The organism is Johannesbaptistia floridana, assembly GCF_057440575.1.
The window spans coordinates 13,315-38,266 of record NZ_JALKVM010000388.1; the positions used below are offsets into that span (position 1 = coordinate 13,315).

Consider the following 24,952-nt stretch of genomic DNA (forward strand, 5'->3'; position numbering starts at 1 on the left):
CCTTAATAAATGGTAATTAATTTATTAATTTATTAAGACTGCTTTAAATATTATATTTTCCTTAAGATTTTTAAAACAGTTGTTTTTAAAAAACAGAGAGTTAAAATTAATAGTAGTTAGTTAAATCAAAAATCAATAAATATGGTTACTAAAGTTACAAATCACGAAGAATTAGCAGAATTAATTGCTAAAGTAAAAGCAGCTCAAGAAAAATATGCCACCTATAGTCAAGAAGAAGTAGATAAAATCTTTAAAAAAGCAGCATTAGCAGCCAATGCGGCTCGCATATCTTTAGCAAAAATGGCAGCCACAGAAACAGAAATGGGAGTAACAGAAGACAAAGTAATTAAAAACCACTTTGCTTCAGAAATTATCTACAACAAATACAAAGGAGAAAAAACCTGTGGAGTGATAGAAGAAGATAAATCCTTTGGTTTTCAGAAAATAGCCGAACCAGTAGGAATTTTAGCAGGAATAGTACCGACAACCAATCCCACATCAACGGCAATATTTAAATCTCTCATTGCCCTAAAAACTCGCAACGGAATTATTTTCTCCCCTCATCCGCGAGCGAAGCAATGTACCATAGAATCAGCGAGAATAATTTTACAAGCTGCTGTAGCCGCAGGCGCCCCAGAAAATATTATAGGCTGGATAGATGAGCCGACAGTGCCCCTATCTCAAAGCTTAATGCAGCATCCAGATATCAAGCTAATTCTAGCCACAGGTGGACCAGGAATGGTTAAAGCCGCCTACTCTTCGGGACATCCCTCTCTAGGGGTAGGAGCTGGAAACACACCAGCATTAATTGACACTTCAGCTCACATCAAAATGGCCGTATCTTCAATCATACTCAGTAAAACCTTTGATAACGGGATGATTTGCGCCAGTGAACAGTCAGTAATAGTAGTCGATGAAATATACGAACAAGTAAGGGAAGAATTCATCAACCGAGGTGCTTACTTTTTAACAAAAGAAGAAATACAAAAATTAGGCAACCTAATGATTGTCGAGGGACGATTAAATTCTCAAATCGTAGGACAACCAGTGCAGAAAATAGCAGAAATAGCCGGATTATCTCTACCGAAAAACACCAGAGTGATTATTGGAGAAGTAGAGAAGATTGGTGTAGACGAACCATTTTCCTACGAGAAGCTATCTCCAATCCTAGGGATGTATCGAGCCACAGATTATGAAGACGCAGTGGCCAAAGCTGAAGCACTAGTAGAATTTGGAGGGAAAGGTCATACAGCAGCTTTGTATACAGACCCGGCTAATTTAGAACATATTAAAACCTTTGAAGATAACCTGCAAACCGCTAGAGTGTTAATTAATACTCCATCCTCTCAAGGGGCAATCGGAGATATCTATAACTTCCGTTTAGACCCATCATTAACTCTAGGATGTGGTAGCTGGGGTGGTAACTCAATCAGCGAAAACGTGGAACCAAAACATTTACTCAACATCAAAACCGTAGCAGAACGACGGGAGAATATGCTCTGGTATCGAGTACCACCTAAAATTTATTTTAGATATGGTTCTATCCCCACCGCAATTCGTGAACTAGCTGGGAAAAAACGCGCCTTTATTGTGACCGATAAGCCAATATATGAACTAGGCATGACGAGAGGACTAGAAGAAGTCCTAGAAGAAATTGGTTTGAAGTATGACATATTTTATGATGTAGAACCAGATCCATCCCTAGATACAGTAAATCGAGGCTTAGAAATGATGAATACATTTGAACCAGATGTGATCATCGCGATCGGTGGAGGTTCCCCAATGGATGCAGCCAAAATTATGTGGTTAATGTATGAACATCCAGAAATCGAATTCGAGGGACTAGCTATGCGCTTTATGGATATTCGTAAGCGGGTTTACGATTTACCTGAATTAGGAGAAAAAGCAATTCTTGTGGCCATCCCCACAACCTCTGGTACTGGATCTGAAGTTACCCCCTTTGCCGTAGTAACAGACCGCCGTAACAATATTAAATATCCCCTGGCCGATTATGCCCTAACCCCGACCATGGCCATTGTTGACCCGGAATTAGTTCTTCATCTACCCAAAAAATTAACAGCCTACGGCGGTATTGATGCCTTAACCCATGCAATTGAAGCTTATGTGTCTGTACTAGCATCAGAATTTACCAACGGTCAAGCTTTAGAAGCAATTCGTTTGATTTTTAAATATCTCCCCTCTTCTTATCACAACGGTGCCCATGATCCTAAAGCTAGAGAAAAAATCCACTATGCAGCAACTATGGCCGGATTAGCCTTCGCTAACGGATTTCTGGGGATTTGTCACTCCATCGCCCACCAATTAGGTGGTATGTTCCATGTTCCTCACGGTTTAGCCAACGCTTTAATGATTTCCCACATCATTCGCTATAATGCTATCGATGCCCCCTTTAAACAAGCGACTTTTTCTCAGTATAAATATCCTAACGCTAAATGGCGCTATGCTCAGATTGCTGACTACTTAGATTTAGGTGGCGATACTGATGACGAAAAAGTTACTCTCTTAATTAATGCCATTGAAAAATTAAAAGCTGATATCGAGATTCCTAACTCAATTCAAGAAGTAATTACAGAAAGTGAAGCAGAATTTTTAGCTAAAGTCGATGAATTGTCAGAACACGCTTTTGATGATCAGTGTACTGGTGCTAATCCTCGTTATCCTTTAATTGAGGATCTAAAGCAATTGGTTATCGATGCTTATTATGGTCGTTTAGATCTAGAAGAGCAACAAAATGGCCAAGTCAAAGAAACTCAAACTGTAGAAGCTTAAGGCTTTATTGATTTGAAACTGTAAACAATTATAAGAGTATACTCAAATCTTAATTATTCTTTCCAAATCCTAAACTCTAATAGTAGTAACTTTGGAGAAAGATGCAAGATTTGAGTATATTTATTATGTGTTTTTTACATTCAAGGAAAGCACTAAAGTAGGTAGTGAGGATTGCCAAATTACTCAAAAGTTAAACTATTGAGATCAATTGTTGGTATATTTGTTTCAGAGACTACACCTTGATCTTCATGAGATAATGCAATTCTACCTCTAATTCTAAGTCTATCTTTGAAGTTTTTCATCCAATGAATTGGTTCTATTTGAGGCTCTATATTCAAATCGCTTAAATTAGTTTCTAAAAATATATTCATAACTATATCACCTATTATTAAGTAAACTTCTTCAATTGATATTTTACTAAACAGAACAAACAATCTTAACCTATCTATTTGAGGATGTTGCAGAAAAATATTAATTGCCTGTGATAAATCTTCGTATAAAATTTCTTCTGATTGTTGCCAATCAGGCAAAATTACTAAATTGACTTGATCATCTTGATATTTTTGGGCAATATTTTCTTCTACTGTTGCTTCTTTGAACACTGTCTCACTGTGCCAAGGATCAAAAGGAATTAATTTTTCTGTAGTTAAATGAGGGCGGAAAAAGAATTTAGCTCTTTCATTTAATAAACAAGCTGTAACAGAAAAATAACTATTAGATGTTGCTACTATATTTGCTTGAGTAAGCATCCAAAAATCTAGATAAAATTGAGCTTGAGGTATATTAAGACCTAAGTCATGACATGTAATAGGATTGTATTTATCAAAATCATGAACTACTTGGTCTAAATCATCACTAGCTATATACAATATGGGATTATCTAAAGTTTCCCACAAACCCTCTAACCAATCTTGATACCATTTACTTGGCGCAATAAAAAAGTATCCACAGCCAAAATCATTGCGTCTCAGATGAAGGGCTACTACAGTTTTATTGTCTAGAGAAAGCTTATTCCATGCTACATTAAGTGTTTTCTTAAGCTCTGGTATCGGTTGAAATAAAGAGCGAAAATAGTTTTTATAGGGAGCGTAGTAGCGAGTATGGTATTGAAAAAAGCCCCAAAAGTCTACGTTGTGAAATACTTCATTTTCATTGACAATAATTGGTTGTGAGTATGATGTGTATATAGCATCTAGTTTAGGTAATTTTTTGGTAATCGGGGGATCTTCAATTCCAAACAAATCTTGACCAATCCAAGAAGGTGTTTCTAAATGCAAGTTATGTTTTTGAGAGTAAATTTTGAGAAAAGCATATTGAAAGATTTGATTGCCAAAACCTCCATTTCTACCTAAAGTAGACATAGTAATCACTGGTTTTTTGATATAAAAAGCATCACCCCAATGAGGATGATAGGGTGTAGTAGTTGCCACTCTGATAAAACCATGATTTTCTAAAAATTCATCAACTTGATCTATTAAGGCACAATTTTCATAAAATTCTACATAATTAATTTCTGTGTTGATTGCTTCTATGTGTGGTAATAAATTAATTGCCCCTTCTAATGCGAGTAACTCAGCTCCTTGAATATCAATATTGAGAAAATTAAAATCAGATGGCTTCAAATTAAGCTCTTCTAAAAGACTATCTAGCTTTTTGCTTGGTACATCTATTTGCTTACTTTCTTCAATCATGCTGTAGTATTCAGTTAGCCTCTTTAATGGTAAAATAGAACTACTTTGATCCATTGAAGTTATATGCAATGTAACTGTCCCATTTTCATTGCTAATGGCACAGTTAACGGCTTGAGCTTCTGGTATATCTTTGATATTTTCTTCTAATTGAGTAAATATTTCTGGATTTGCTTCTACTAATAAAATTTTGTTGCTTTTTAGGGATTGATATAATTTCGCTTCTTTTCCTTGATGTGCTCCTAAATGAATGATTCCCCTCGGTTGAATGTTGTATTTTTGCAACATCTTAGGTAAATCAAACATTTGAGGTTGAGCATCTTGACCATTATTCAAGGGAAATCTTTCATTACAAGCCAAAAAATTACTATACTGATAATCTTCTAAAGCTTTATTAAATTCAGGATAGTACGATAAACCTTCGGGAAGTATTTTAAAAATATTGTATTTATATTTCCTCAAAAAATTGAATACTTGTTCTAAGGTAATTTTTGCATCTAAATAAGTTCCGCCATATTCAAACTGAATAAAATCTATCCCTCCTTTTTTTAATAAACTTTCGGATCCATAGAGTACATCTAATTCTCCCCCTTCAGTATCTATTTTTAAAAAATTGATCCGTTTAATTCCCATTCTTTGAGCATATTTATCTAAAGTTGTGGTAATAACAGGAAATTCTTGCGGCGCTGGTAAACTATATTTTTCTTCTATCTCCAACCTACGATAAGAAGTGCTCCAACTAGGTTGCTGGGGATAATGGTAAAAGTTTTTAATCTCTTCTTCTGCGCCTATAGCACAATTGTTAGCAAAAAATCTACCACTTTCTAAAAACTGCCCTGATTTTTGTAATAATTTATGGTAATTTTGCGGGATTGCTTCAAATAGGTGTATCTCTACATCGCTATATTTACTAAATACTGGTTGACTCCAATCACCTAGATGAGCTCCTACATCAAAGACAATATCTTCTGAATGAATAAATTTTTCAATTACTAATTCTTCTCCGGTTTTATTAAAAATACTTTTTTCTTGGCTTTTTTCTTGGCGAAAAGGTGAACATAGTTGTTTAATTTCTACAGGATTAAAAGTATATCCTTTGATACAAATTATGTTGCCCCATTGAGCATTAGAACTAAAAATATAATCATTATCTAAATCAATAGTTTGCAAATCAAATATTCTTTCTTCTTCGCTTTCTTCGGCATCTATGAGAATACTAAAACTATATTGACAACTTTTTAAGATTTTGAGACATTCTTTAGTTGCATTTAAAAATTTAGGTAACCATCCTTTATCATTACTTTGCTTGCTATCTCCACCTCCATACTCAAACATAATTACAGTCGGTAACAAAGATTGAGGTAACTCTTTTAGTTGTTGAATAATACTTAACTCGGCTCCTTCTACATCGATTTTTAAACAGGTTATATTTGTAACGTCATTGTCTGTTATGAGTTTAGATAAAGTTATGGAAGGTACTTCTATTTTTTTGCTGGAAGCACCCCACCAGTCAGAATGTAAAGAGCAAAGATTAAGATTTTCTGAACCTTGAAAATTGCCTATGTATAAAGTTTGTTTTCCATTAATCTCAGAAACACAACTCTCAATTAAATTTATCTTGAGATTATTACATAATTTTTTAAGATTATCTACAGGTAAAGGCTCAACGGCTATGGTTTTAAAACCTTGACGAGCAAATATTTCACAATAAAAAGCAAAAGTTCCCACACCAATTTCAATACAAACACCTTTTTTCTCTTGGTCTATCAAAGGTAACAAAACAAATAGTAAATTTAGGCAGCAAGGTTCAACATTCATAGGTTTTGTGAATAATCGATTATAATCTCAATTCTATTATATTATATAGCCATGAAAAATCATGATTATACTTAGACTTAATATTACTTTAAGACTTCAAAACTCATTATTCATCCACAAGTAACTTTGGGTAAAGATGCGAGGGTCTGAGTTTAAGGGGTTAGGATCAATTCTTTTACTTCAAAACTTCAAGACTTCAAGACTTCAAAACTCATTACTCATTACTTCAAGACTCATTACTCATATATATGTGTACTAGTTAATTAGCAAAAATTAAGATTGGCTAAAATTTTCAAGTTTACAGATGAGAGTCAAGTAATATAGTTTAAAAGTAGCCTATCATCCCCCTAGCTACAACTAGTTTTTTGTTAAAATATTAACGCCTTTAGTCTTCAGATATTTTTGAAAGTTCAATGGCAAGATTTTAGCTAAGAAATTGAGCATTCAGACTAAGGGTGTGTAACAATAAGAATGATCCCTTTCGGGAATAGTTCGCTGAATAGATAGAAAGCTCTATGGAGCTTGCTTATTAATCAGCGACCTGATGATTAAATGTGGTGTGTGTGTATAGGAGTGAGATGACAGCTAATAGCCAACTTATCTCCGTCAAGCTAGTACGAGGGTTGCTAAGAAGAGGTCCCCTACCTCAATCAAATAAATATAAATACCTAAGTCTTCCCTTGAAAGCTTTAGACGGAAATTCTGCTAAACGTTTATTTGATATCGTCTTTTCTTTATTGGTTCTGATTACCTGTTTACCACTGTATTTATTGGTAGCGATATTAATAGCCGGAAGTTCTCAAGGACCAATTTTTTATATACAAGAACGTGTGGGTAAAAATTATCGACGTTTTAAATGTATCAAGTTTAGAACAATGGTTCAAAATGCCGACCAAGTTTTAGAAAAACTGATGGAGGAGAATCCACATCTGCGTCAAGAGTTTGAAGCGAATTTTAAGCTAAAAGATGACCCGCGCATTACCTGGATTGGTAAATTCTTGAGAATAACTAGTCTCGATGAGTTTCCTCAATTCTGGAATGTTTTAAAAGGAGATATGAGTATTGTAGGTCCAAGACCATTGATACCAGAAGAATTATCTCAATATGGTCACTCTATAGATAAAGTTCTCACAGTACGCCCAGGTATAACTGGTTTGTGGCAAGTATCTGGACGTAATGATATACCCTATCCTCAAAGGGTAAAAATAGACGTTTATTACGCTAGTTATCGCTATTGGTGGTTGGACATTTGGATTATTATTAAAACCATTAGTATCGTCTTATTTCCCTATAAAAACGGAGCTTATTAAATTCCTATCTAAACAAAACAGTGGCGATAGATTCCTACACTCTATCGCACTGGACTTAAAGTATATAAAGGAAAAACTAAAAGTTTCTAGAAAAAGCATGAAAGGATATACTATAATTAATGTACACAATAAACGAAAAATTAATGAGTGTTGATTTGAAGCGAGCTTTAATAACAGGTATCACAGGTCAAGATGGTTCTTATTTAAGCGAATTACTCTTAGAAAAAGGCTACGAAGTTCACGGTATAATCAGAAGAACTTCCACAATTAACACAGATAGAATAGACCACCTATATATAGATCCCCATAACCCAGATGCGAGGTTATTCTTACACTATGGAGATTTGACCGATGGAACCACCATAGGCAGAATAATAGAACAAATACAACCCCAAGAAATATATAATTTAGGGGCACAATCCCATGTAAGAGTAAGTTTTGACTCTCCAGAATATACAGTGGATACAGTGGCTATGGGGACTCTAAGACTATTAGAATCAATTAGAGATTATCAACAACGTACAGGCAAAGAAATCAAATTTTATCAAGCAAGTTCTTCAGAAATGTTCGGGAAAGTAAAAGAAATACCCCAAACAGAAGAAACACCTTTTTATCCTCGTAGTCCTTATGCCTGCGGAAAAGTATATGCCCATTGGCAAACTATTAACTATCGAGAATCATACGATTTATTTGCCTGTAACGGAATTTTGTTTAATCATGAATCGCCACGACGTGGAGAAACTTTTGTAACAAGAAAAATCACTAGAGCTGTAGCGAAGATAGTTACAAAGAGACAAAAGAAACTGTATATGGGAAACCTAGACTCCAAAAGAGACTGGGGTTACGCCAAAGACTACGTAAACGCTATGTGGTTAATGCTACAACAAGAGAAGCCAGATGACTATGTAATAGCTACAGGTGAGACACATTCAGTGAAAGAGTTTTTGGAATTAGCTTTTAGTTATGTAAATCTCAATTGGTTAGATTATGTAGAATTCGATGAAAGATACCTACGTCCGACAGAAGTAGATTTACTCATAGGGAATCCCCAAAAAGCTAGAGAAAAATTAAACTGGTATCCATCAGTAAATTTTGAAGAATTAGTAAGATTGATGGTAGATGCAGATTTAAAAGCTTTAGGTCAAGAAAATGTCTGAAAAAACGATTAAAGTGAAAGAGTCAAGTTAAAGAGTCAAGAATCGTTAAAGAAAAAAATGCTTGATTTAAAAGAAAAAAATATCCTGGTGACAGGAGGTGCGGGCTTTTTAGGTCGCCAAGTAGTTCAAGAACTAATTGAAGCAGGAGCGACAGCTAAGAGGATGACGATACCGCGATCGCACTCTTGCGATTTACGAAAACTAGATAATTGCCAGAAAATAGTGGCTAATCAAGATATAGTTATTCACTTAGCTGCCCATGTGGGAGGGATTGGCCTAAATAGAGAAAAACCCGCGGAACTATTTTACGATAACTTGTTAATGGGTACTCAATTAATAGAAAGTGCCTATAGAGGGGGAGTAGAAAAATTTGTCTGTATCGGGACAATTTGTGCCTATCCAAAATTTACCCCAGTACCATTCCAAGAAAGTAATCTTTGGGATGGCTATCCAGAAGAAACTAATGCACCCTATGGAATCGCCAAAAAAGCCCTGCTAGTGCAACTACAAGCCTATAGACAACAGTACGGATTTAAGGGGATTTATCTATTACCAGTAAATCTCTACGGTCCAGAAGATAACTTTAATCCAGCAAGTTCCCATGTAATTCCAGCACTAATATATAAAATACATCAAGCCCAAACTACAGGGAATAAAAACCTGTCGGTTTGGGGAGATGGAAGTCCCACGAGAGAATTTCTCTACTCTACCGATGCCGCCAGAGGAATTGTTTTAGCCACTCAAAAATATGACGAGTCAGAACCAGTTAATCTAGGAACTAATGAAGAAATCAGCATCAAAGACTTAGTAAAACTTATAAGTGAATTGATGGAATTTTCAGGAGAAATTATCTGGGAAACAGATAAACCCAATGGTCAACCCCGCCGCTGCCTAGATGCTTCCTTAGCTAAAGAAAAATTTGGTTTTACTGCTAAAATGTCCTTAGAAGCAGGACTGAAAAAAACAATTGAATGGTATCGGAATCAAGTAAATGGGCAGAAAAGCTAAACTAAAACAAGCAAAAAAACAGCAGGGAGTAAAGCAACCAGAAAAATCTACTGCATTTGTTAAAGAATTAAAAAAACAGGGATACCATCTGGAAAAAGTAGATACAGCTCCCAAAATACCTGATGACAAACCAAAACCAGAAATATAGCAAGATTAAGCTATCCTGAGAAAAAATTGCGATCGCCATGGCTAAAAAATACAAAGTAGGTCAACTACGACCTAGTCAAATCCTCTTTAGTTATGGAGTAGGTGCTGTAGCAGACCTACTTAACTTCTCTGTGATTATCATGGGATTAGAAGAATGGCTTGATGCCGACAATGGGTTATTACTCCAAGAAGAACGACTGCTTGCGGATGTTCAAAAACACCTCGGGAGACAAGTTCAAAAACTCTGTCCTCCCCCCATTGATACAGAAGCCAATGATAACCCTAATCCCTGGGAGAATTTAATCGGCATTCCTGTAGCACCCTTTCCTAGTTGGATGGTGTGTCCTGAATGTAATCTGTTGGCCCCATTGCAATCACAATTATTTCAACTAAAAACAGACCGATATCGCCAGGAGAAAACTTATTATGTCCATCAAAATTGTAACAAGGCGAATAAACCACGCCCTAGCATTCCTGTGCGTTTTCTAGTAGCTTGTGAACAAGGACATTTAGATGATTTTCCCTGGCACTTTTTTGTTCACCGAGGCAACACCAACTGTAAAGGATTACTGCGTTTAGAAGAACGTGGCGTTTCAGGATCTACTACAGAAATCTTTGTCAAATGCGATAGTTGTGAAGTACCACCCCGTCCTTTATCTGAAGCTTTTGGAGAAAGGGGTAAACAAAATATGCCCCAATGTCGGGGACGAAATCCTCATCTAAGAACCTTTGACGAAAGTTGTCAACATCAAATGAAAACTATGTTACTAGGTGCCTCTAATAGCTGGTTTCCAGTAACGAGATCCGCTCTTTCTCTCCCGGCAGGAAATGCCTTATTAGAGCAAATTGTCGCCGATAATTGGCAAAGCTTAGAAAGAGCCAATACACCCGAAATATTAGAAATAATTGTAAAAACACTCCAAAGTACTGGACAACTAATCAAACTAAATAAATATTCTTATGCAGAGATTTGGGAAGTAATTCGCAAGAAAAAAGAAGGCATAAAACCCGATGAATATCAAGACTTAAAAACACCAGAGTGGTTAGCTTTATCTCAACCAGAAAAAACACCAGAATCAGATAATTTTAAACTCAATCCAGTAGATGCACCTCGTGGTTACGAAAGTTATTTTGACCGCATAGTTTTAGTAGAAAAACTCAGAGAAGTTAAAGCTTTAATTGGATTTACACGCATACAATCCCCCAATGACCTTGATGATAATCAACAATCACCTCAAGATTATCAAGTCTCTCTAAGTAGAGAAAAACCTACTTGGGTTCCTGCTACAGAAGTCAAAGGCGAAGGCATCTTTTTACAGTTTAACGAAGATAAGCTACAAGAGTGGGAAAATTTAGCAGCAGTTCAAAAGTATCAAATTGAACTAAAAGAAGCTCAAAAAAACTGGCTCAATAGTCGAGGATTAGATCCAAAAAAAGCATCTCTGCTGGGTGTTCGCTATTTGTTAATTCATTCTTTTACCCATGCTTTGATGTGTCAATTATCAATCGAATGTGGTTATAATGCAGCTAGTTTAAAAGAACGCATCTATTCTCAATCTCCTAGCGCTGAAAATGGCCCTCAGGGAGGAGTTTTAATTTATACAGCAGCTCCCGATAGTGAGGGAACGTTGGGAGGATTAGTTAATCTGGGTAATCCTCAAACTCTCGGTTATCATATCGCTAGTGCTTTGGAAACTACTAAACTCTGTACCTCAGATCCTCTTTGTGCTGAACATAAACCTAATCAAGGTAATATTTCTTTACATTGGGCCGCTTGTCATGCTTGTTTATTTGCTCCTGAAACTGCTTGTGAACGTGGAAACAAATTTTTAGATCGGGCTATCTTAGTGAAAACTATGAATAAATCAGACATAGCCTATTTTGGCTAAATTTTTGCCTCAAAAATGTTAATTTGTGGCTCAATTTTGGGTACTTATAAAATATAAAATATCGCTAATTATCTGTTTACTCAGTAGAGTCGGTAGAATGTCATTAACAAAAGGATTAAAAGCTGTAGAAGAACAGCAATATGCAAAAGCCATAGAATTATTAACGGATTTTTGCGATAGTTACACCAACTATCACTCTCATGAATATATTCAAGCCAAAGTAGGTTTGGCTAGGGCATATTATGGTCTCGGTGAAAGAGAACCAGTAATCTATATCTGTAGAGAATTGGCCGCTAGTGAGACTCTCTCCGTGCGTCAATGGGCTCAACAATGGCTTAATGCCATTCAAGCTACCCCTAAATATACTATAGAACAGCTAAACGCTATTTTTGAAGAAGGTCAACAAGCTTTGAGAGACAAAAATTATCCCCAAGCAATTAATCTTCTTGAGGAATATTGTCACCATAATCATCAGTTGAATCTTCTAGAAGTTCAGCAAGCAAAAATGTGGCTAGTTCAAGCTTACACAGCTACAAGAGATACACAAAATGCTATGTGTTTGTGTGAAGAACTTAACTGGAGTCAAGATACTATGATTCAAAATTGGGCTAAGGAAAAACTACCCAATTTGAAACTAACTCACGCAAATCAAGAAAATAATCAATATTTAGATGAGAATACCTATCTAGAAAATGAAGCTTTAAAAACAGCTAGTTTAGAAGAAAATATCTCAGCTCAATTGACAGTTAAATCTAAACCTTTACCTAAGCGCTGTCTAGAAACAAATATAACACTTAAAAAAGCTCCATCGAGTGGTAATCTATTTTTAGCTATATCAATTACTTTGGGATTGATTTTTATCCTAACTTTAGGGCCAATCTTGATTGTGGCTTGGTTGTTAAATTTTTGGTTGGCTTCTTTTGCTTTTTTGAGTTTAGTGAAAATCGCCATCGCCTTAACTGTAGTTGTTGATTTGATAGCACTTTTTACGGCTACAAAACTATTAGATTCTATATATGAAAATAACTATAATATTCGTTGGGTAAACATTAGCGAAATTAGCTACTACTCTCAAGAAGCTTCAGAAACAATTCACAATGTCTGTAGAGATAATAACCTTAATTTACCACGCTTGGGCATCATCAATGATCCAACTCCAACTGCCTTTACCTATGGAGTTTTTCCTAATAAGCCCCGCATAATACTCACTAAAGGCTTGTTTTCCTGCTTGAAAAAGGATGAAGAAGCTATCGCTACAGTTTATGCCCATGAGTTAGGACATATTGTTGATGGAGATGTCTGGGTAATTACTTTTGGTTATAGTTTAATTAATACCATTCATATTTTGGTAAATACAATTACTAAGCCTAAACATCAACAGGCAATTATGCCTAGTTTTATTTACAATCTGGGAACTTATTTTCTCTTTTATTTATCTCGGATTAGAGAACATCAGGCTGACTATTTTGCTGTGAAAACGACAGGTAATCCTAATGCTTTAATTCGTGCTTTATTAAAAATAGCCCAGAGTATAATTACACCTAAAGAAAATATCACAAAATCTAATAAGTTACTGGTGCAGACTCGCCTTATGGGCATTTATGATTATCAAATGGCGATTTCTGCTGGGGTTGCCTGTCCCCTCCTCGAATCTAACAATGTGGGACGAATTTTTACCTGGGATATAATTAACCCTATGGCTAAATGGCTAGAATTAAACGCTACTCATCCTTTGATAGGAAAAAGACTCAGAGTTTTAACTAATTATGCTCAACAATTAAACTTATATACTCAACTTGAATTAGAAGAAACTATTCAAGAAGAAAAACAAATAAGTAGAAATAAATTCAAGCATAATGTCTGGCTGGATTTAATAATTTTAAATTTACCGATAATCGGATTAATTGGAGGGATAATTATAGGGGTAATTGTTTACTTTTTTAGCGAATATAATAAGATGTTAGTAAGTTTACCTCTATTTTGTTTAGGGTTGAGTATAATAGTAAGAAGTTTGTTAATGTATTCTGGAAATAAAAAAATTAAAGAAAGTAAAATAATGAGCTTAATTTATAACTCCTCTATTAACCCAGTAAAAGGAGAAAAAGTAGAAATATCAGGAAAATTAATCGGAACTAGAGAAAAAGGAAGTTTATTGATTAATGACTTGAAAATACAAGATCGATTGGGTATAATTAATTTGCGTCACTGTCCTAAAGAAATAAAACAGTCAAATTTTCCCCTAGGAACTCAAGTAAAAGTATCAGGTTGGTTTCGGAGGGGGGTGGGAATTTGGCTAGATTTAAAAGAGTTAACATCTGAAGATGAGAGTGTAAAAACCTATTATAATTTAAGAGCGATCGCCATAGGTTGCGCTTGGATAACTCTAGGTGTATTGAGTATGTTAAAATGGGTAATCTAAACTGGATATTGCAGAAGGTGAGGATAAAAGGGGAATACACATGAACTTTGGAGAGATTATGACAAAAGGTGGCCCGGCAATGTGGCCATTACTCTTATTATCAATTTTAGCCTTGGGAACAATAGTTGAACGCATCTGGTTTTGGAGTAAGCTACTTTCTAGAGAAGGCATAATTCTCAACAAGATTATGGATGCAGCTATAGGTAATTGGGAAGTAGTAGAAAAAGTAGCCCATTTATATCGTAAACACCCTATTGGAGGCTTTCTTTACGCACCATTACGGTTGTCAAAAGTTGAGCCTGATGTTTTTCATTTAGCTTTAGAAACCGCCGCTGATGAAGAACTAGGATCAATGCGCAAAGGTGATAAACTCTTAGAAGCAGTCATCGCTCTTTCTCCCTTACTAGGGTTATTGGGGACAGTTTTGGGATTAATTAATTCCTTGGGTTCAATTCAGATTAATGATTTGGGTAACTCTTCCACTACGGGAGTATCCCTAGGTATCGCTGAAGCTCTTATTTCTACGGCTACAGGCTTAATCGTAGCAATTATTACTATGGCTTTTTATCGGATTTTTCAAGCTCTTTGGTCTTATCAAGTGCGAATTTTTCGCAAGGCGGGAAGTGATTTAGAGATGATTTACCGTCAACGCTGGATGAGTGAAAATCGAGAGAAATTAATGTCAGAGATTTCTAGCTAGTAAATTATTCAGGGTTTTTCTCACAATAAATTTCCCACATCTGTTGATAGGCTTTCTCCATCTCTTGGGTAAACTTTTTCGCCTTCCATAGGGGAGCATGACGACGAGATTCTCTCAGTTTCCAGATAATCTCTCTTCGTAAATTAGCATCAGTACCTAATTTAATCCCCCACTCCACATATTCAGCATCTGTCCAGGCTATTCCTTCAGTGATTCCGGCATTTTTCATAAAAGTATAGCTATTACGAGCGGCAAATTGTTCTCCCACTCGCGTCACTAAGGGAATACCCATCCAGAGAACTTCTAGGGTAGTAGTAGCACCATTGTAAGGATAAGTATCTAAAACCACATCGGCGATCGCCAAATTAGCGCGATGGGTTTCTTCATTAGGAGTGCGGTCTAAAAAGCGTAGTCTGTCGGGATTAATACCATGGTCTAAAGCTGCCTTAGTAAACACTTCTTTGATGATTTCTGGATCTCCTGTACCCTTAGTTAAGAAGTAACTATTAGGCACTGCTTTTAAGATTTGCATTTGTAATTCCAAGCAGTGAGGGTGTCTTTTTTGAGAGTTTTGAATATTGAGATAAATAACGGCATCTTCGGGAATATCTAGACTTTTTCTACTTATAGTAGGAACCCCAACTTCAAAACCGTCTATAGCTAAATAAGTTTCTGGTAGACGCCAAATATTTTCTACATAGTAATTTTGGGCATCATCTGGCAACACATAGGGGTCAGCGATAAAGTAATCTATGGCGGGAATCCCTGAAGCATCTAAGCCTAACCAGGTAATTTGTATTGGCGCTAACTTATAACACATTAATTGACAAGTTAAATTAAGAGTGGTACTGTCTAAGTCTACCAATATATCAATTTCATCGGCTTTGATTTGTTCTATTGCTTTGTTGCTATTCCTCTCAAAATAATGTGTTGCCTCAGAGTATGGTTCAAACCAAGTTTTAGTAAATGCTTCTGCCTGTTGACTTACTAAATAAATATGTATAGAAAAAGCCTCTCTATCATGATAATGAAATAACCAGCGACTTAACCACCCTACCGAATGTCTTCTCAGGGTGTGCGCCACATAACCTATTTTCAACTTTTTATTTTTAATTCTTGTGTTTTTTATTTGTAAAATTTCTGGATCTGAGATTAATCTTCTGGTAGTCTCTTGAAATATCCTAGCAATTTCATTTAACAGAGGACGATTTCCTTTAGGATTGTCTTCAATATATAGTAGAGGATTACCAACAATAATAAAGTCTTTGTTTAAAAAGTCGGGAACAAATAAGTATTTTTCCTTAATCAAATCTTTGATTAATTCTTTGTATTTTTTAGCTTCTTCTGTTACTTTATTCCAATCTGCCTTTCGCATATAAATATGAAATACTTGATAATAAGCAAATAGTTTGAGTAAAATCTGATCAGACCTCTGTAAAAATTCTTCGGCTACAGATAAAGCTTCCTCATATTTTTGAGCTTTTGTCAAACACCAAAATTGATCTTTGTAAAATAACAGATTATCAGGGTAAGTTGCTAGGCAAATTTTATTTAAGTCCACCGCATAAGCAGGAAACCCTCTTTCATAAGCCATTAATTGAGCATTTTGAGTAATTTTACTGGTAACTCCATTAATCTCAGGATAGTTTTTGACCACAGTTTCAGCAAATTCTACCGACTCATAAGTAGGAATTGGTAAAATCGAGTCTAGGGTTTCTAGAAGTAACTGATTATCTATAGTATCTACAGTATTTTTTTCCAATAACTCATATACTCCCCATTCTTTTAATTTCTCTGGTTTATATTCCCCCAGATTTATTTCTAAATTAATTAAGTGCAAAATATTATTGATTAAATCTGGGGCTAATTCTAATATTTGTTGACGAATCAACCAAGCTTTATAGTTATTATCTAAATCTCCTTGACGAGTTGCTTCTGTTTCTAAAATTGTTACTAATTCTCTAGTCCAAGCTTCTATCTCCTCTGATTCTCCTTCACTAAAAACCGATAACCAAATTCCTACTGCTTCCCCTTCTTGTTCTGCTAATAGATAAGCTAAGCCTAAATACCAGTATAGGGAAACATCATCGGGTGTTTCGCCTATTTTAGCTTCGTAAAATTCGACAACTTGCTGATAGTTATGATTTTCTAAATATGTGGTTACTTCTGAATTCCAGTTCATATTAAATAGATAGTTTGGCTAATTATTTTGATTCTTGTTCACAATAAATTTCCCACATCTGTTGATAGGCTTTCTCCATCTCTTGGGTAAACTTTTTACTCTTCCATAGGGGAGCATGGCGACGGGATTGTCTCAGTTTCTTGATAATCTCCTCTCGTAAATTAGCATCTTTGGCTAATTTGATGCCCCACTCCACATATTCAGCATCTGTCCAGGCTATTCCTTCCGTGATTCCAGCATTTTTCATAAAAGTATAGCTATTACGGGCGGCAAATTGTTCTCCCACTCGCGTCACTAGGGGAATACCCATCCAGAGAACTTCTAGGGTAGTGGTAGCACCATTATAAGGGTAAGTATCTAAAATCACATCGGCGATGGCCAAATTAGCGCGATGGGTTTCTTCATTGGGAGTGCGGTCTAAAAAGCGTAGTCTGTCGGGATTAATACCATGGTCTAAAGCTGCCTTAGTAAACACTTCTTTGATGATTTCTGGATCTCCTGTACCCTTAGTTAAGAAGTAACTATTAGGCACTGCTTTTAAGATTTGCATTTGTAATTCCAAGCAGTGAGGGTGTCTTTTTTGAGAGTTTTGAATATTGAGATAAATAACGGCATCTTCAGGAATATTCAGGCTTTCTCTACTAATAGTAGGAACCCCCACTTCAAAACCGTCTATAGCTAAATAAGTATTTGGTAGACGCCAAATATTTTCTACATAGTAGTTTTGGGCATCATCTGGCAACACATAGGGGTCAGCGATAAAGTAATCTATAGCTGGAATTCCTGAAGCATCTAACCCTAACCAGGTAATTTGTATTGGCGCTAACTTGTAGCTCATAATTTGACAGGTTAAATTGAGGGTCATGCTATCTAAGTCTACCAATATATCAATTTCATCGGCTTTAATTTGTTCTATTGCTTTGTTGCTATTCCTCTCAAAATAATGTGTTGCCTCAGAGTATGGTTCAAACCAAGTTTTAGTAAAGGCTTCTGCTTGTTGACTGAGTAAATAGATATGTATAGAAAAAGCCTCTTGGTCATGATAGTGAAATAACCAACGACTTAACCACCCTACCGAATGTCTTTTCAGGGTGTGCGCCACATAACCTATTTTCAACTTTTTGTTTTTAATTCTTGTGTTTTTTATTGCTAAAATTTCTGTATCTGATACTAATTTTCTGGTGCTATTTTGAAACAACCTAGCAATTTCATTTAACAAGGGACGATTTTCTCTAGGATTGTCTTCAATATATAACAGAAGAGTCCCAACAATAATAAAATCAATGCTTAAAAAGTTCGGAACAAATAGGGGTTTTTCCTCTGTCAAATCTCTTATTGATTCTTTATATTTTTCAATTTCCTCGATTATTTTATTCCAATTCGCCTGTCTCATATACAGATAAAACAGTTGATAATAGGCAAATACCCTGGGTAAAGTACTATCAGAACGACGTAAAAATTCTTCTGCTATTGGTAAAGCATCCTGAAAGTTTTCAGTTTTAGTCAAACACCAAAATTGATTTTTGTAGAAAAATAAGTTATCTGGATAGGCTGCTAGGCAAATTTTATTTAAGTCCACCGCATAAGCAGGAAACCCTCTTTCATAAGCCATTAATTGAGCATTTTGAGTAATTTTACTGGTAACTCCATTAATCTCAGGATAGTTTTTGACCACAGTTTCAGCAAATTCTACCGACTCATAAGTAGGAATTGGTAAAATCGAGTCTAGGGTTTCTAGAAGTAACTGATTATCTATAGTATCTACAGTATTTTTTTCCAATAACTCATATACTCCCCATTCTTTTAATTTATTTGGTCTATATTCCCTGAGATTTATTTCTAAATTAATCAAGTGCAAAATATTATTGATTAAATCTGGGGCTAATTCTAATATTTGCTGACGAATCAACCAAGCTTTATAATTATTATCTAAATCTAGTTGACGAGTTGCTTCTGTTTCTAAAATTGTTACTAATTCTTTAGTCCAAGCTTCTATCTCCTCTGATTCTCCTTCACTAAAAACCGATAACCAAATTCCTACTGCTTCCCCTTCTTGTTCTGCTAATAGATAAGCTAAGCCTAAATACCAGTATAGGGAAACATCATCGGGTGTTTCGCCTATTTTAGCTTCGTAAAATTCGACAACTTGCTGATAGTTATGATTTTCTAAATATGTGGTTACTTCTGAATTCCAGTTCATATTAAATAGATAGTTTGGCTAATTATTTTGATTCTTGTTCACAATAAATTTCCCACATCTGTTGATAGGCTTTCTCCATCTCTTGGGTAAACTTTTTACTCTTCCATAGGGGAGCATGGCGACGGGATTGTCTCAGTTTCTTGATAATCTCCTCTCGTAAATTAGCATCTTTGGCTAATTTGATGCCCCACTCCACATATTCAGCATCTGTCCAGGCTATTCCTTCCGTGATTCCAGCATTTTTCATAAAAGTATAGCTATTACGGGCGGCAAATTGTTCTCCCACTCGCGTCACTAGGGGAATACCCATCCAGAGAACTTCTAGGGTAGTAGTCGCACCATTGTAAGGATACGTATCTAAAATTACATCAGCGATCGCCAAATTAGCGCGATGGGTTTCTTCATTAGGGGTGCGGTCTAAAAACCGTAGTCTTTCGGGATTAATACCATGGTCTAAAGCTGCTTTAGTAAACACTTCTTTGATAATTTCCGTATCTCCTGTACCCTTGGTTAGGAAGTAACTATTAGGCACTGCCTTTAAGATTTGCATTTGTAATTCTAAACACTGAGGATGTCTTTTTTTAGAGTTTTGAATATTGAGATAAATAACGGCATCTTCGGGAATATCTAAGCTTTCCCTACTAATAGTGGCAACCCCCACTTCAAAACCGTCTACAGCTAAATAAGTTTCTGGTAGACGCCAGATAGTTTCTTGATAGTAGTTTTGGGCATCATCTGGCAACACATAGGGGTCAGCGATAAAGTAATCTATAGCGGGAATTCCCGAAGCATCTAACCCTAACCAGGTAATTTGTATTGGCGCTAACTTGTAACTCATAATTTGACAGGTTAAATTGAGGGTGATGCTGTCTAAGTCTACCAATATATCAATTTCATCGGCTTTAATTTGTTCAATTAGTTCTTTGATATTCCTGTCAAAATAGTGTGTTGACTCAGAGTATGGTTCAAACCAAGTTTTAGTAAATGCTTCTGCCTGTTGACTAAGTAAATAAATATGTATAGAAAAAGCCTCTCTATCATGATAGTGAAATAACCAGCGACTTAACCAACCCACAGAATGTCTTCTTAGGGTGTGCGCCACATAGCCTATTTTTAACTTTTGATGTTTAGTGGTTTTTCTGTTTGTCTCTAGGATTTCTGGAGGATGAATTACTGTTTTTGCACCTTCTTGAAAGATTTTCCCAATTTCATTAATTAGAGGGCGATTTTCTTGGGGATTGTCTTCTATATATAGTAGAGGGTTCCCCACAATAATAAAGTCAATAATTAAAAACATGGGTACGAGTAAAGGTTTCTCCTCCGTCAAACCTCTAATTAATTCTTTATATTTTTCAGTTTCTTCTACTACTTTTGACCAATCTGCCTGCCTCATATAAACATACAAAAGTTGATAATAGGCAAATACCTTGACTACAATACTATCAGAACGGCGCAAAAATTCTTCTGCTATCGGTAAAGCATCTTGTAGTTTAGAAGCTTCTATTAAGCACCAAAATTGATTTTTATAATAAAATAAATTATTAGGGTCTAATCTTGTACAAACTTTGTGTAAATCTAGTGCATAAAGAGGAAACCCCTGTTCATAAGTCATTATTTCAGCATTAGTAACTATTTTATTAATTACTTCATTAATGTCAGAATATTTTTTTATTACAGTTTCAGCAAATTCTACTGACTCATAAGTAGGAATTGGCAAAAGAGAATCTAGGGTTTGAAGCAGTAACTGAATATCTATATTTTCTCTACTATTTGCTTCTAGTAAATCATATATACGCCATTCTCTTAATTTCTCTGGTTGATATTCCCCCAGATTTACTTCCAAATTAATTAAATGTAAAATATTATTTACTAACTCTGGGTTTAATTCTAATATTTGTTGCCGAATTAACCAAGCTTTATAGTTATTTTCTAAATCTCCTTGACGATTTGCTTCTGTTTCTAAAATTGTTACTAATTCTCTAGTCCAAGCTTCTATCTCCTCTGATTCTCCTTCACTAAAAACCGATAACCAAATTCCTACTGCTTCCCCTTCTTGTTCTGCTAATAGATAAGCTAAGCCTAAATACCAGTATAGGGAAACATCATCAGGTGTTTCGCTGATTTTAGCTTCGTAAAATTCGGCCACTTCCTGATAGTTATTACTTTTTAAATATGTAGTTACTTGTGAATCCCAGCTCATATATTACTCTTCATTTTCTTGTAGCTCACGGGGCCTAACCGTTAGGGTATTCCCACTTACGACAATTTCTAGCCCCTCTTTTTCTACTGCATTACGGGCTAATTCCCTAGTTTGGTCGTCTCTGGCATTACTATAAATCATCAACCAAGCACTAGCTCTAACTAATCTACTATCAGGTTTAGTTTCTAAAAAATCCTTAGCTTGTTGAGCTCTCATTGCTGCAATTTTTGCCTGTTCGGTATTATGGTATTTAGTCCATTCTAGAGCTTTACTGTAGGATTTTATCGCTGCTTCATGATCCCCCAGAAACAACATCTCATCAATACCTTTGTAATTCCATATTTGATAAGCTACAGGTTGAGTGGGAGAAACTTTTTCTAGTCCTTCTTCCATTAATTCTACAGATAGAGCTGGTTTAGCGGCAAACAAGGAAGTTGCTGGTGCTAGAAAAAAATATGAATCGACAAAACGCGGGTCTTTTGTTACTACTGCTTGAAAATAATCTCCTGAAAGCGTATTACCAGTAAAACTCCTTGAAACTCTATCTCCATAGTATTGGACAAAATCTAAAAATATCCAATTAGCAAAAAGATTACTGTAGCCAAAATCAGGCATTTGTTGGAGTACATCTATACGCAGCTTTTTTTGCTGTTCTTCTTTGATTGCTTCTTCTTCAGTAATTTCTGATTGCTCTTCGTTAGCTCTAGGTAGTTGCAAAATAACTACACCACTCAAACAAAGTAGTAAAATTATTAGTCTTTGGCCTAATTGCCATACAGAAGTACTCAGCTTACTCATCTAACTCTTTCTGCATCTACTCCACAATCACTACTACTAACAGGTGGTGCTACACTAGTAGCTACCTGAAGGGATTGACAAACAACCATGCTATATTGGCCAGTGTCGTGGTAAGTTGCTCCCGAATAAATTCTCGTTTGATCATCTATTGATTCTAAATTAGTTAAGGCGATGTTTGCATGGCTAGAAAATGCCTGAATATTGTAAGCATCTATATAACGATTATCAAAACTTACATTTAATAATTCTAAACTATCAGCATCATCTACACCCTGGGCGAAGTTTTGTTTCTCCCAGTGATAGGCTTGTTGAGAACGATTAATTACGCCTACTGCATTTTTAAATTCTACTTCTCTAGCTTTTCCTGCTTGTCTAACTAAGTTAGGTAAAGCAACAACTGCTAGAAGGCTCACAAATATCATTACTACCAATAATTCGAGTAACGTAAAACCCTTTAACTCTTTTGACGGGTTTTTTAATAAACGAACAATATGTAAACTTAAATTTAATCTAAATTGTGAAGATAAGTTATTATTCATCTCAACTGCTCCAAATCCGAACTACAGGGTATAGCGGGCGGTAAACTAGGAATGTTAGCAACCTGTTGCAATTGCAGTGATTGACAAATAACTGTGTTGTACACACCTGCATTAAACAGGGCTAAACCAGAATAAGCTTTAGTCTGGTCTTTTTGATAATTAGGGTTAGTAGGGGCTAGAGTTGCATGATAAATAGCACTAGTATTCGCCACTATATTATAGTCTACAATATAGTTATTATTAAAGCTAAGATTTAACAATCTTAAACTATCTGAATCATCAACTCCCTGAGCAAATATCTCTTTTTCCCAATGGTAAGTTAGTTGAGCTCGATTTATCGTTCCCACTACATTTTTTAACTCCACTTCTCTGGCTTTACCTGCCTGTCTGATTAAATTAGGTAAAGCTACAGCTACTAGTGCAGAAATAAATAAGATTACTACTGTTAACTCTATGAGAGTAAATCCATGTCTATCGGCATTTTGCTGATTTTTTACTTTGAGAATTGGTAGAAACATATAAATAAAAAAAAGCAGCCTATTAACTCCTATCCTATTTTCTAGGAGAATAAGCTGCACCTCCGTTCGCTCAATTGTTAAGATACTTATGTAGAAAACTCTAAGATATCTCAATAATTATCTGATGATGTTACCGTTAACAGCGTCGCAGTCTGGTCCGCTAACACCAGCAGGAGCCGCCATGAAGGCAGTTGCATCATTTGATTGACAAAGGATTTGAGCGTAAGTTCCGTTAGCGTAGATGATTAAACCAGAATAAGCTCTTGTACCGTCGTTGCTCCAGTTAGTGTTGGCTGGTTGAACTGTAGCATCACTTTGGGGGTCAACAGAAGCTATACTTAGGTTGTCAGCAGTGGCAGTAGTACCATTAGAGATATACTCAGTAGGAACTGAAATTCCAAGATAGCTTAAACCAGGCGCAAATTGTTGTCTTTCAAAGTGGTATGATTGCTGAGAACGGTTAACTGTACCTGCTGCGTTTTTGATTTCAGTTTCTCTAGCTTTACCTACTTGTTTTAGAAGGTTAGGTAGTGCAACTGCTGCAAGAACACCGATAATGATAACAACTACGAGTAGTTCAATTAATGTGAAACCTTTTTCTTCTTGGTTGTCGTTTAAGTAAGCGAGTAGTTTAAATTGTAAGTCGGATCTCATGGTTTTGCTCCTGTAAATTATTAGGTAATAATGTTGTTTTTCTTTCCTATTTAGAACATACCCAGTTTTTCATCATTTCCTATCACCTTTTGAAAAAAAATTTTTTTCTATGGCAATTTGATAGATCTCTCGACGAGAAAAACTGGTAAAAGGAGCTAATTGGCGTGTAGCTTGGGTTAAGCTCATTCCTTGCGCTAATAGCTTCTCTAATTCGATTTTTAGCTCATTTTCCCGAAGATTTGGTAGCTGCTCATTTGTAGAACCTGTTACAACCAAGGTATATTCCCCTCGGGGAGAAGTAGAAAGATGATATTCAACCGCCTCTGCTAATGTACCTCTCCATAAATCTTCATGAAGTTTGGTTAACTCCCGAGCCAAAACAATTTGGCGATCGCCACCACAAACCTCAAGTAAATCAGAAAGAGTAGCTACTAAGCGATGAGGGGCTTCATAAAACACCAGAGTACGAGATTCTCGCTTAATCACCTCTAATCTCTCCCCACGTAATTTATTTTTGGTAGGGAGAAACCCCTCAAAGACAAAACGCTCCGTAGTTAAACCAGATATAGCCAAAGCCGTAGTTACCGCAGTGACTCCAGGAATAGGAATCACCGGAATACCCTCGGCGATCGCTCCTTGGACAATTTCTAAACCTGGATCACAAATGGTTGGCATCCCCGCATCACTAACTAAAGCAATATCTTGATTTTGCTTGAGTAAGGAGAGTAACTCCGTGGTGCGAGAATTACGATTATGGTGGTGATAACTTATTGATGGTGTCTTAATTTGAAAATGCTGTAACAACTTAGCTGTATGACGAGTATCTTCAGCGGCGATCCAATCTACCGATTTGAGAATTGCTACCGCCCTATAGGTCATATCATCTAAATTACCAATGGGTGTACCTACTATATATAATGTCATTACTTCTATAG

Annotated in this window: 17 protein-coding genes; 8 read left to right on the forward strand and 9 right to left on the reverse strand. The window is 35.8% G+C overall.

The window, feature by feature from the left end; genetic code table 11:
- Positions 1–141: 141 nt before the first annotated feature.
- Positions 142–2,790 (forward strand): bifunctional acetaldehyde-CoA/alcohol dehydrogenase, encoded by a 2,649-nt coding sequence (adhE, locus tag MW688_RS22005; protein ID WP_486738154.1) that lies wholly within the window; start codon positions 142–144, stop codon positions 2,788–2,790.
- A gap of 179 nt (positions 2,791–2,969) precedes the next feature.
- On the opposite strand, the gene MW688_RS22010 is transcribed toward adhE, so the two are convergent.
- Entirely contained in the window at positions 2,970–6,296 is a 3,327-nt protein-coding gene (locus MW688_RS22010; RefSeq protein ID WP_486738155.1) for an FkbM family methyltransferase, read from the reverse strand.
- Between the two features lie 578 nt (positions 6,297–6,874).
- On the opposite strand from MW688_RS22010, the gene MW688_RS22015 reads away from it, so the two are divergent.
- The 7 genes from MW688_RS22015 (at position 6,875) to MW688_RS22045 (ending at position 14,926) form a co-directional block, all read left to right on the forward strand.
- Entirely contained in the window at positions 6,875–7,606 is a 732-nt protein-coding gene (locus MW688_RS22015) for an undecaprenyl-phosphate galactose phosphotransferase family protein (protein ID WP_486738156.1), read from the forward strand.
- Positions 7,607–7,725: 119 nt separating this feature from the next.
- A complete protein-coding gene (gene gmd, locus MW688_RS22020) occupies positions 7,726–8,763 on the forward strand; it encodes a GDP-mannose 4,6-dehydratase (RefSeq protein WP_486738157.1) in 1,038 nt (345 codons plus the stop codon).
- Between the two features lie 57 nt (positions 8,764–8,820).
- Entirely contained in the window at positions 8,821–9,771 is a 951-nt protein-coding gene (locus MW688_RS22025; RefSeq protein WP_486738158.1) for a GDP-L-fucose synthase family protein, read from the forward strand.
- Positions 9,755–9,919, forward strand: coding sequence for a hypothetical protein (locus MW688_RS22030; protein ID WP_486738159.1), 165 nt, complete (start codon positions 9,755–9,757; stop codon positions 9,917–9,919). The genes MW688_RS22025 and MW688_RS22030 overlap by 17 nt, the downstream gene beginning before the upstream one ends.
- A gap of 37 nt (positions 9,920–9,956) precedes the next feature.
- Complete coding sequence (gene drmB / locus MW688_RS22035; RefSeq protein ID WP_486738160.1) at positions 9,957–11,807, forward strand: DrmB family protein; 1,851 nt, start codon at positions 9,957–9,959, stop codon at positions 11,805–11,807.
- A gap of 97 nt (positions 11,808–11,904) precedes the next feature.
- Positions 11,905–14,226 (forward strand): M48 family metalloprotease, encoded by a 2,322-nt coding sequence (locus tag MW688_RS22040; protein ID WP_486738161.1) that lies wholly within the window; start codon positions 11,905–11,907, stop codon positions 14,224–14,226.
- A 40-nt stretch (positions 14,227–14,266) separates the two neighbouring features.
- On the forward strand, positions 14,267–14,926 hold the full coding sequence (locus MW688_RS22045; RefSeq protein WP_486738162.1) for a MotA/TolQ/ExbB proton channel family protein: 660 nt from the start codon (positions 14,267–14,269) through the stop codon (positions 14,924–14,926).
- 4 nt (positions 14,927–14,930) lie between these two features.
- Here the strand turns inward: MW688_RS22045 and MW688_RS22050 are convergent, their stop codons facing one another.
- From MW688_RS22050 to rsmI, 8 genes are all read right to left on the reverse strand, one after another.
- The gene (locus tag MW688_RS22050) at positions 14,931–17,108 is read right to left on the reverse strand and encodes an O-linked N-acetylglucosamine transferase, SPINDLY family protein (protein WP_486738163.1); all 2,178 of its coding nucleotides are present in this window, start codon (positions 17,106–17,108) and stop codon (positions 14,931–14,933) included.
- Between the two features lie 22 nt (positions 17,109–17,130).
- Positions 17,131–19,308, reverse strand: coding sequence for an O-linked N-acetylglucosamine transferase, SPINDLY family protein (locus tag MW688_RS22055; protein ID WP_486738164.1), 2,178 nt, complete (start codon positions 19,306–19,308; stop codon positions 17,131–17,133).
- Between the two features lie 22 nt (positions 19,309–19,330).
- Positions 19,331–21,508, reverse strand: coding sequence for an O-linked N-acetylglucosamine transferase, SPINDLY family protein (locus MW688_RS22060; protein ID WP_486738165.1), 2,178 nt, complete (start codon positions 21,506–21,508; stop codon positions 19,331–19,333).
- Between the two features lie 3 nt (positions 21,509–21,511).
- The gene (locus tag MW688_RS22065; protein WP_486738166.1) at positions 21,512–22,306 is read right to left on the reverse strand and encodes a hypothetical protein; all 795 of its coding nucleotides are present in this window, start codon (positions 22,304–22,306) and stop codon (positions 21,512–21,514) included.
- Positions 22,303–22,845 (reverse strand): type IV pilin protein, encoded by a 543-nt coding sequence (locus MW688_RS22070; RefSeq protein ID WP_486738167.1) that lies wholly within the window; start codon positions 22,843–22,845, stop codon positions 22,303–22,305. The genes MW688_RS22065 and MW688_RS22070 overlap by 4 nt, the downstream gene beginning before the upstream one ends.
- On the reverse strand, positions 22,842–23,363 hold the full coding sequence (locus tag MW688_RS22075) for a type IV pilin-like G/H family protein (RefSeq protein ID WP_486738168.1): 522 nt from the start codon (positions 23,361–23,363) through the stop codon (positions 22,842–22,844). Before MW688_RS22075 ends, MW688_RS22070 begins: the two co-directional genes overlap by 4 nt.
- Positions 23,364–23,480: 117 nt before the next feature.
- The gene (locus MW688_RS22080; RefSeq protein WP_486738169.1) at positions 23,481–24,017 is read right to left on the reverse strand and encodes a type IV pilin protein; all 537 of its coding nucleotides are present in this window, start codon (positions 24,015–24,017) and stop codon (positions 23,481–23,483) included.
- A 72-nt stretch (positions 24,018–24,089) separates the two neighbouring features.
- Positions 24,090–24,941, reverse strand: coding sequence for a 16S rRNA (cytidine(1402)-2'-O)-methyltransferase (gene rsmI / locus MW688_RS22085; protein ID WP_486738170.1), 852 nt, complete (start codon positions 24,939–24,941; stop codon positions 24,090–24,092).
- Between the last annotated feature and the right edge of the window lie 11 nt (positions 24,942–24,952).

Excerpts from the sequence above, each read along its gene's own strand:
- adhE (WP_486738154.1), top strand. The coding sequence starts at position 142 with ATGGTTACTAAAGTTACAAATCACGAAGAATTAGCAGAATTAATTGCT.
- MW688_RS22010 (WP_486738155.1), bottom strand. The coding sequence starts at position 6,296 with ATGAATGTTGAACCTTGCTGCCTAAATTTACTATTTGTTTTGTTACCT.
- MW688_RS22015 (WP_486738156.1), top strand. The coding sequence starts at position 6,875 with ATGACAGCTAATAGCCAACTTATCTCCGTCAAGCTAGTACGAGGGTTG.
- gmd (WP_486738157.1), top strand. The coding sequence starts at position 7,726 with ATGTACACAATAAACGAAAAATTAATGAGTGTTGATTTGAAGCGAGCT.
- MW688_RS22025 (WP_486738158.1), top strand. The coding sequence starts at position 8,821 with ATGCTTGATTTAAAAGAAAAAAATATCCTGGTGACAGGAGGTGCGGGC.
- MW688_RS22030 (WP_486738159.1), top strand. The coding sequence starts at position 9,755 with ATGGGCAGAAAAGCTAAACTAAAACAAGCAAAAAAACAGCAGGGAGTA.
- drmB (WP_486738160.1), top strand. The coding sequence starts at position 9,957 with ATGGCTAAAAAATACAAAGTAGGTCAACTACGACCTAGTCAAATCCTC.
- MW688_RS22040 (WP_486738161.1), top strand. The coding sequence starts at position 11,905 with ATGTCATTAACAAAAGGATTAAAAGCTGTAGAAGAACAGCAATATGCA.
- MW688_RS22045 (WP_486738162.1), top strand. The coding sequence starts at position 14,267 with ATGAACTTTGGAGAGATTATGACAAAAGGTGGCCCGGCAATGTGGCCA.
- MW688_RS22050 (WP_486738163.1), bottom strand. The coding sequence starts at position 17,108 with ATGAACTGGAATTCAGAAGTAACCACATATTTAGAAAATCATAACTAT.
- MW688_RS22055 (WP_486738164.1), bottom strand. The coding sequence starts at position 19,308 with ATGAACTGGAATTCAGAAGTAACCACATATTTAGAAAATCATAACTAT.
- MW688_RS22060 (WP_486738165.1), bottom strand. The coding sequence starts at position 21,508 with ATGAGCTGGGATTCACAAGTAACTACATATTTAAAAAGTAATAACTAT.
- MW688_RS22065 (WP_486738166.1), bottom strand. The coding sequence starts at position 22,306 with ATGAGTAAGCTGAGTACTTCTGTATGGCAATTAGGCCAAAGACTAATA.
- MW688_RS22070 (WP_486738167.1), bottom strand. The coding sequence starts at position 22,845 with ATGAATAATAACTTATCTTCACAATTTAGATTAAATTTAAGTTTACAT.
- MW688_RS22075 (WP_486738168.1), bottom strand. The coding sequence starts at position 23,363 with ATGTTTCTACCAATTCTCAAAGTAAAAAATCAGCAAAATGCCGATAGA.
- MW688_RS22080 (WP_486738169.1), bottom strand. The coding sequence starts at position 24,017 with ATGAGATCCGACTTACAATTTAAACTACTCGCTTACTTAAACGACAAC.
- rsmI (WP_486738170.1), bottom strand. The coding sequence starts at position 24,941 with ATGACATTATATATAGTAGGTACACCCATTGGTAATTTAGATGATATG.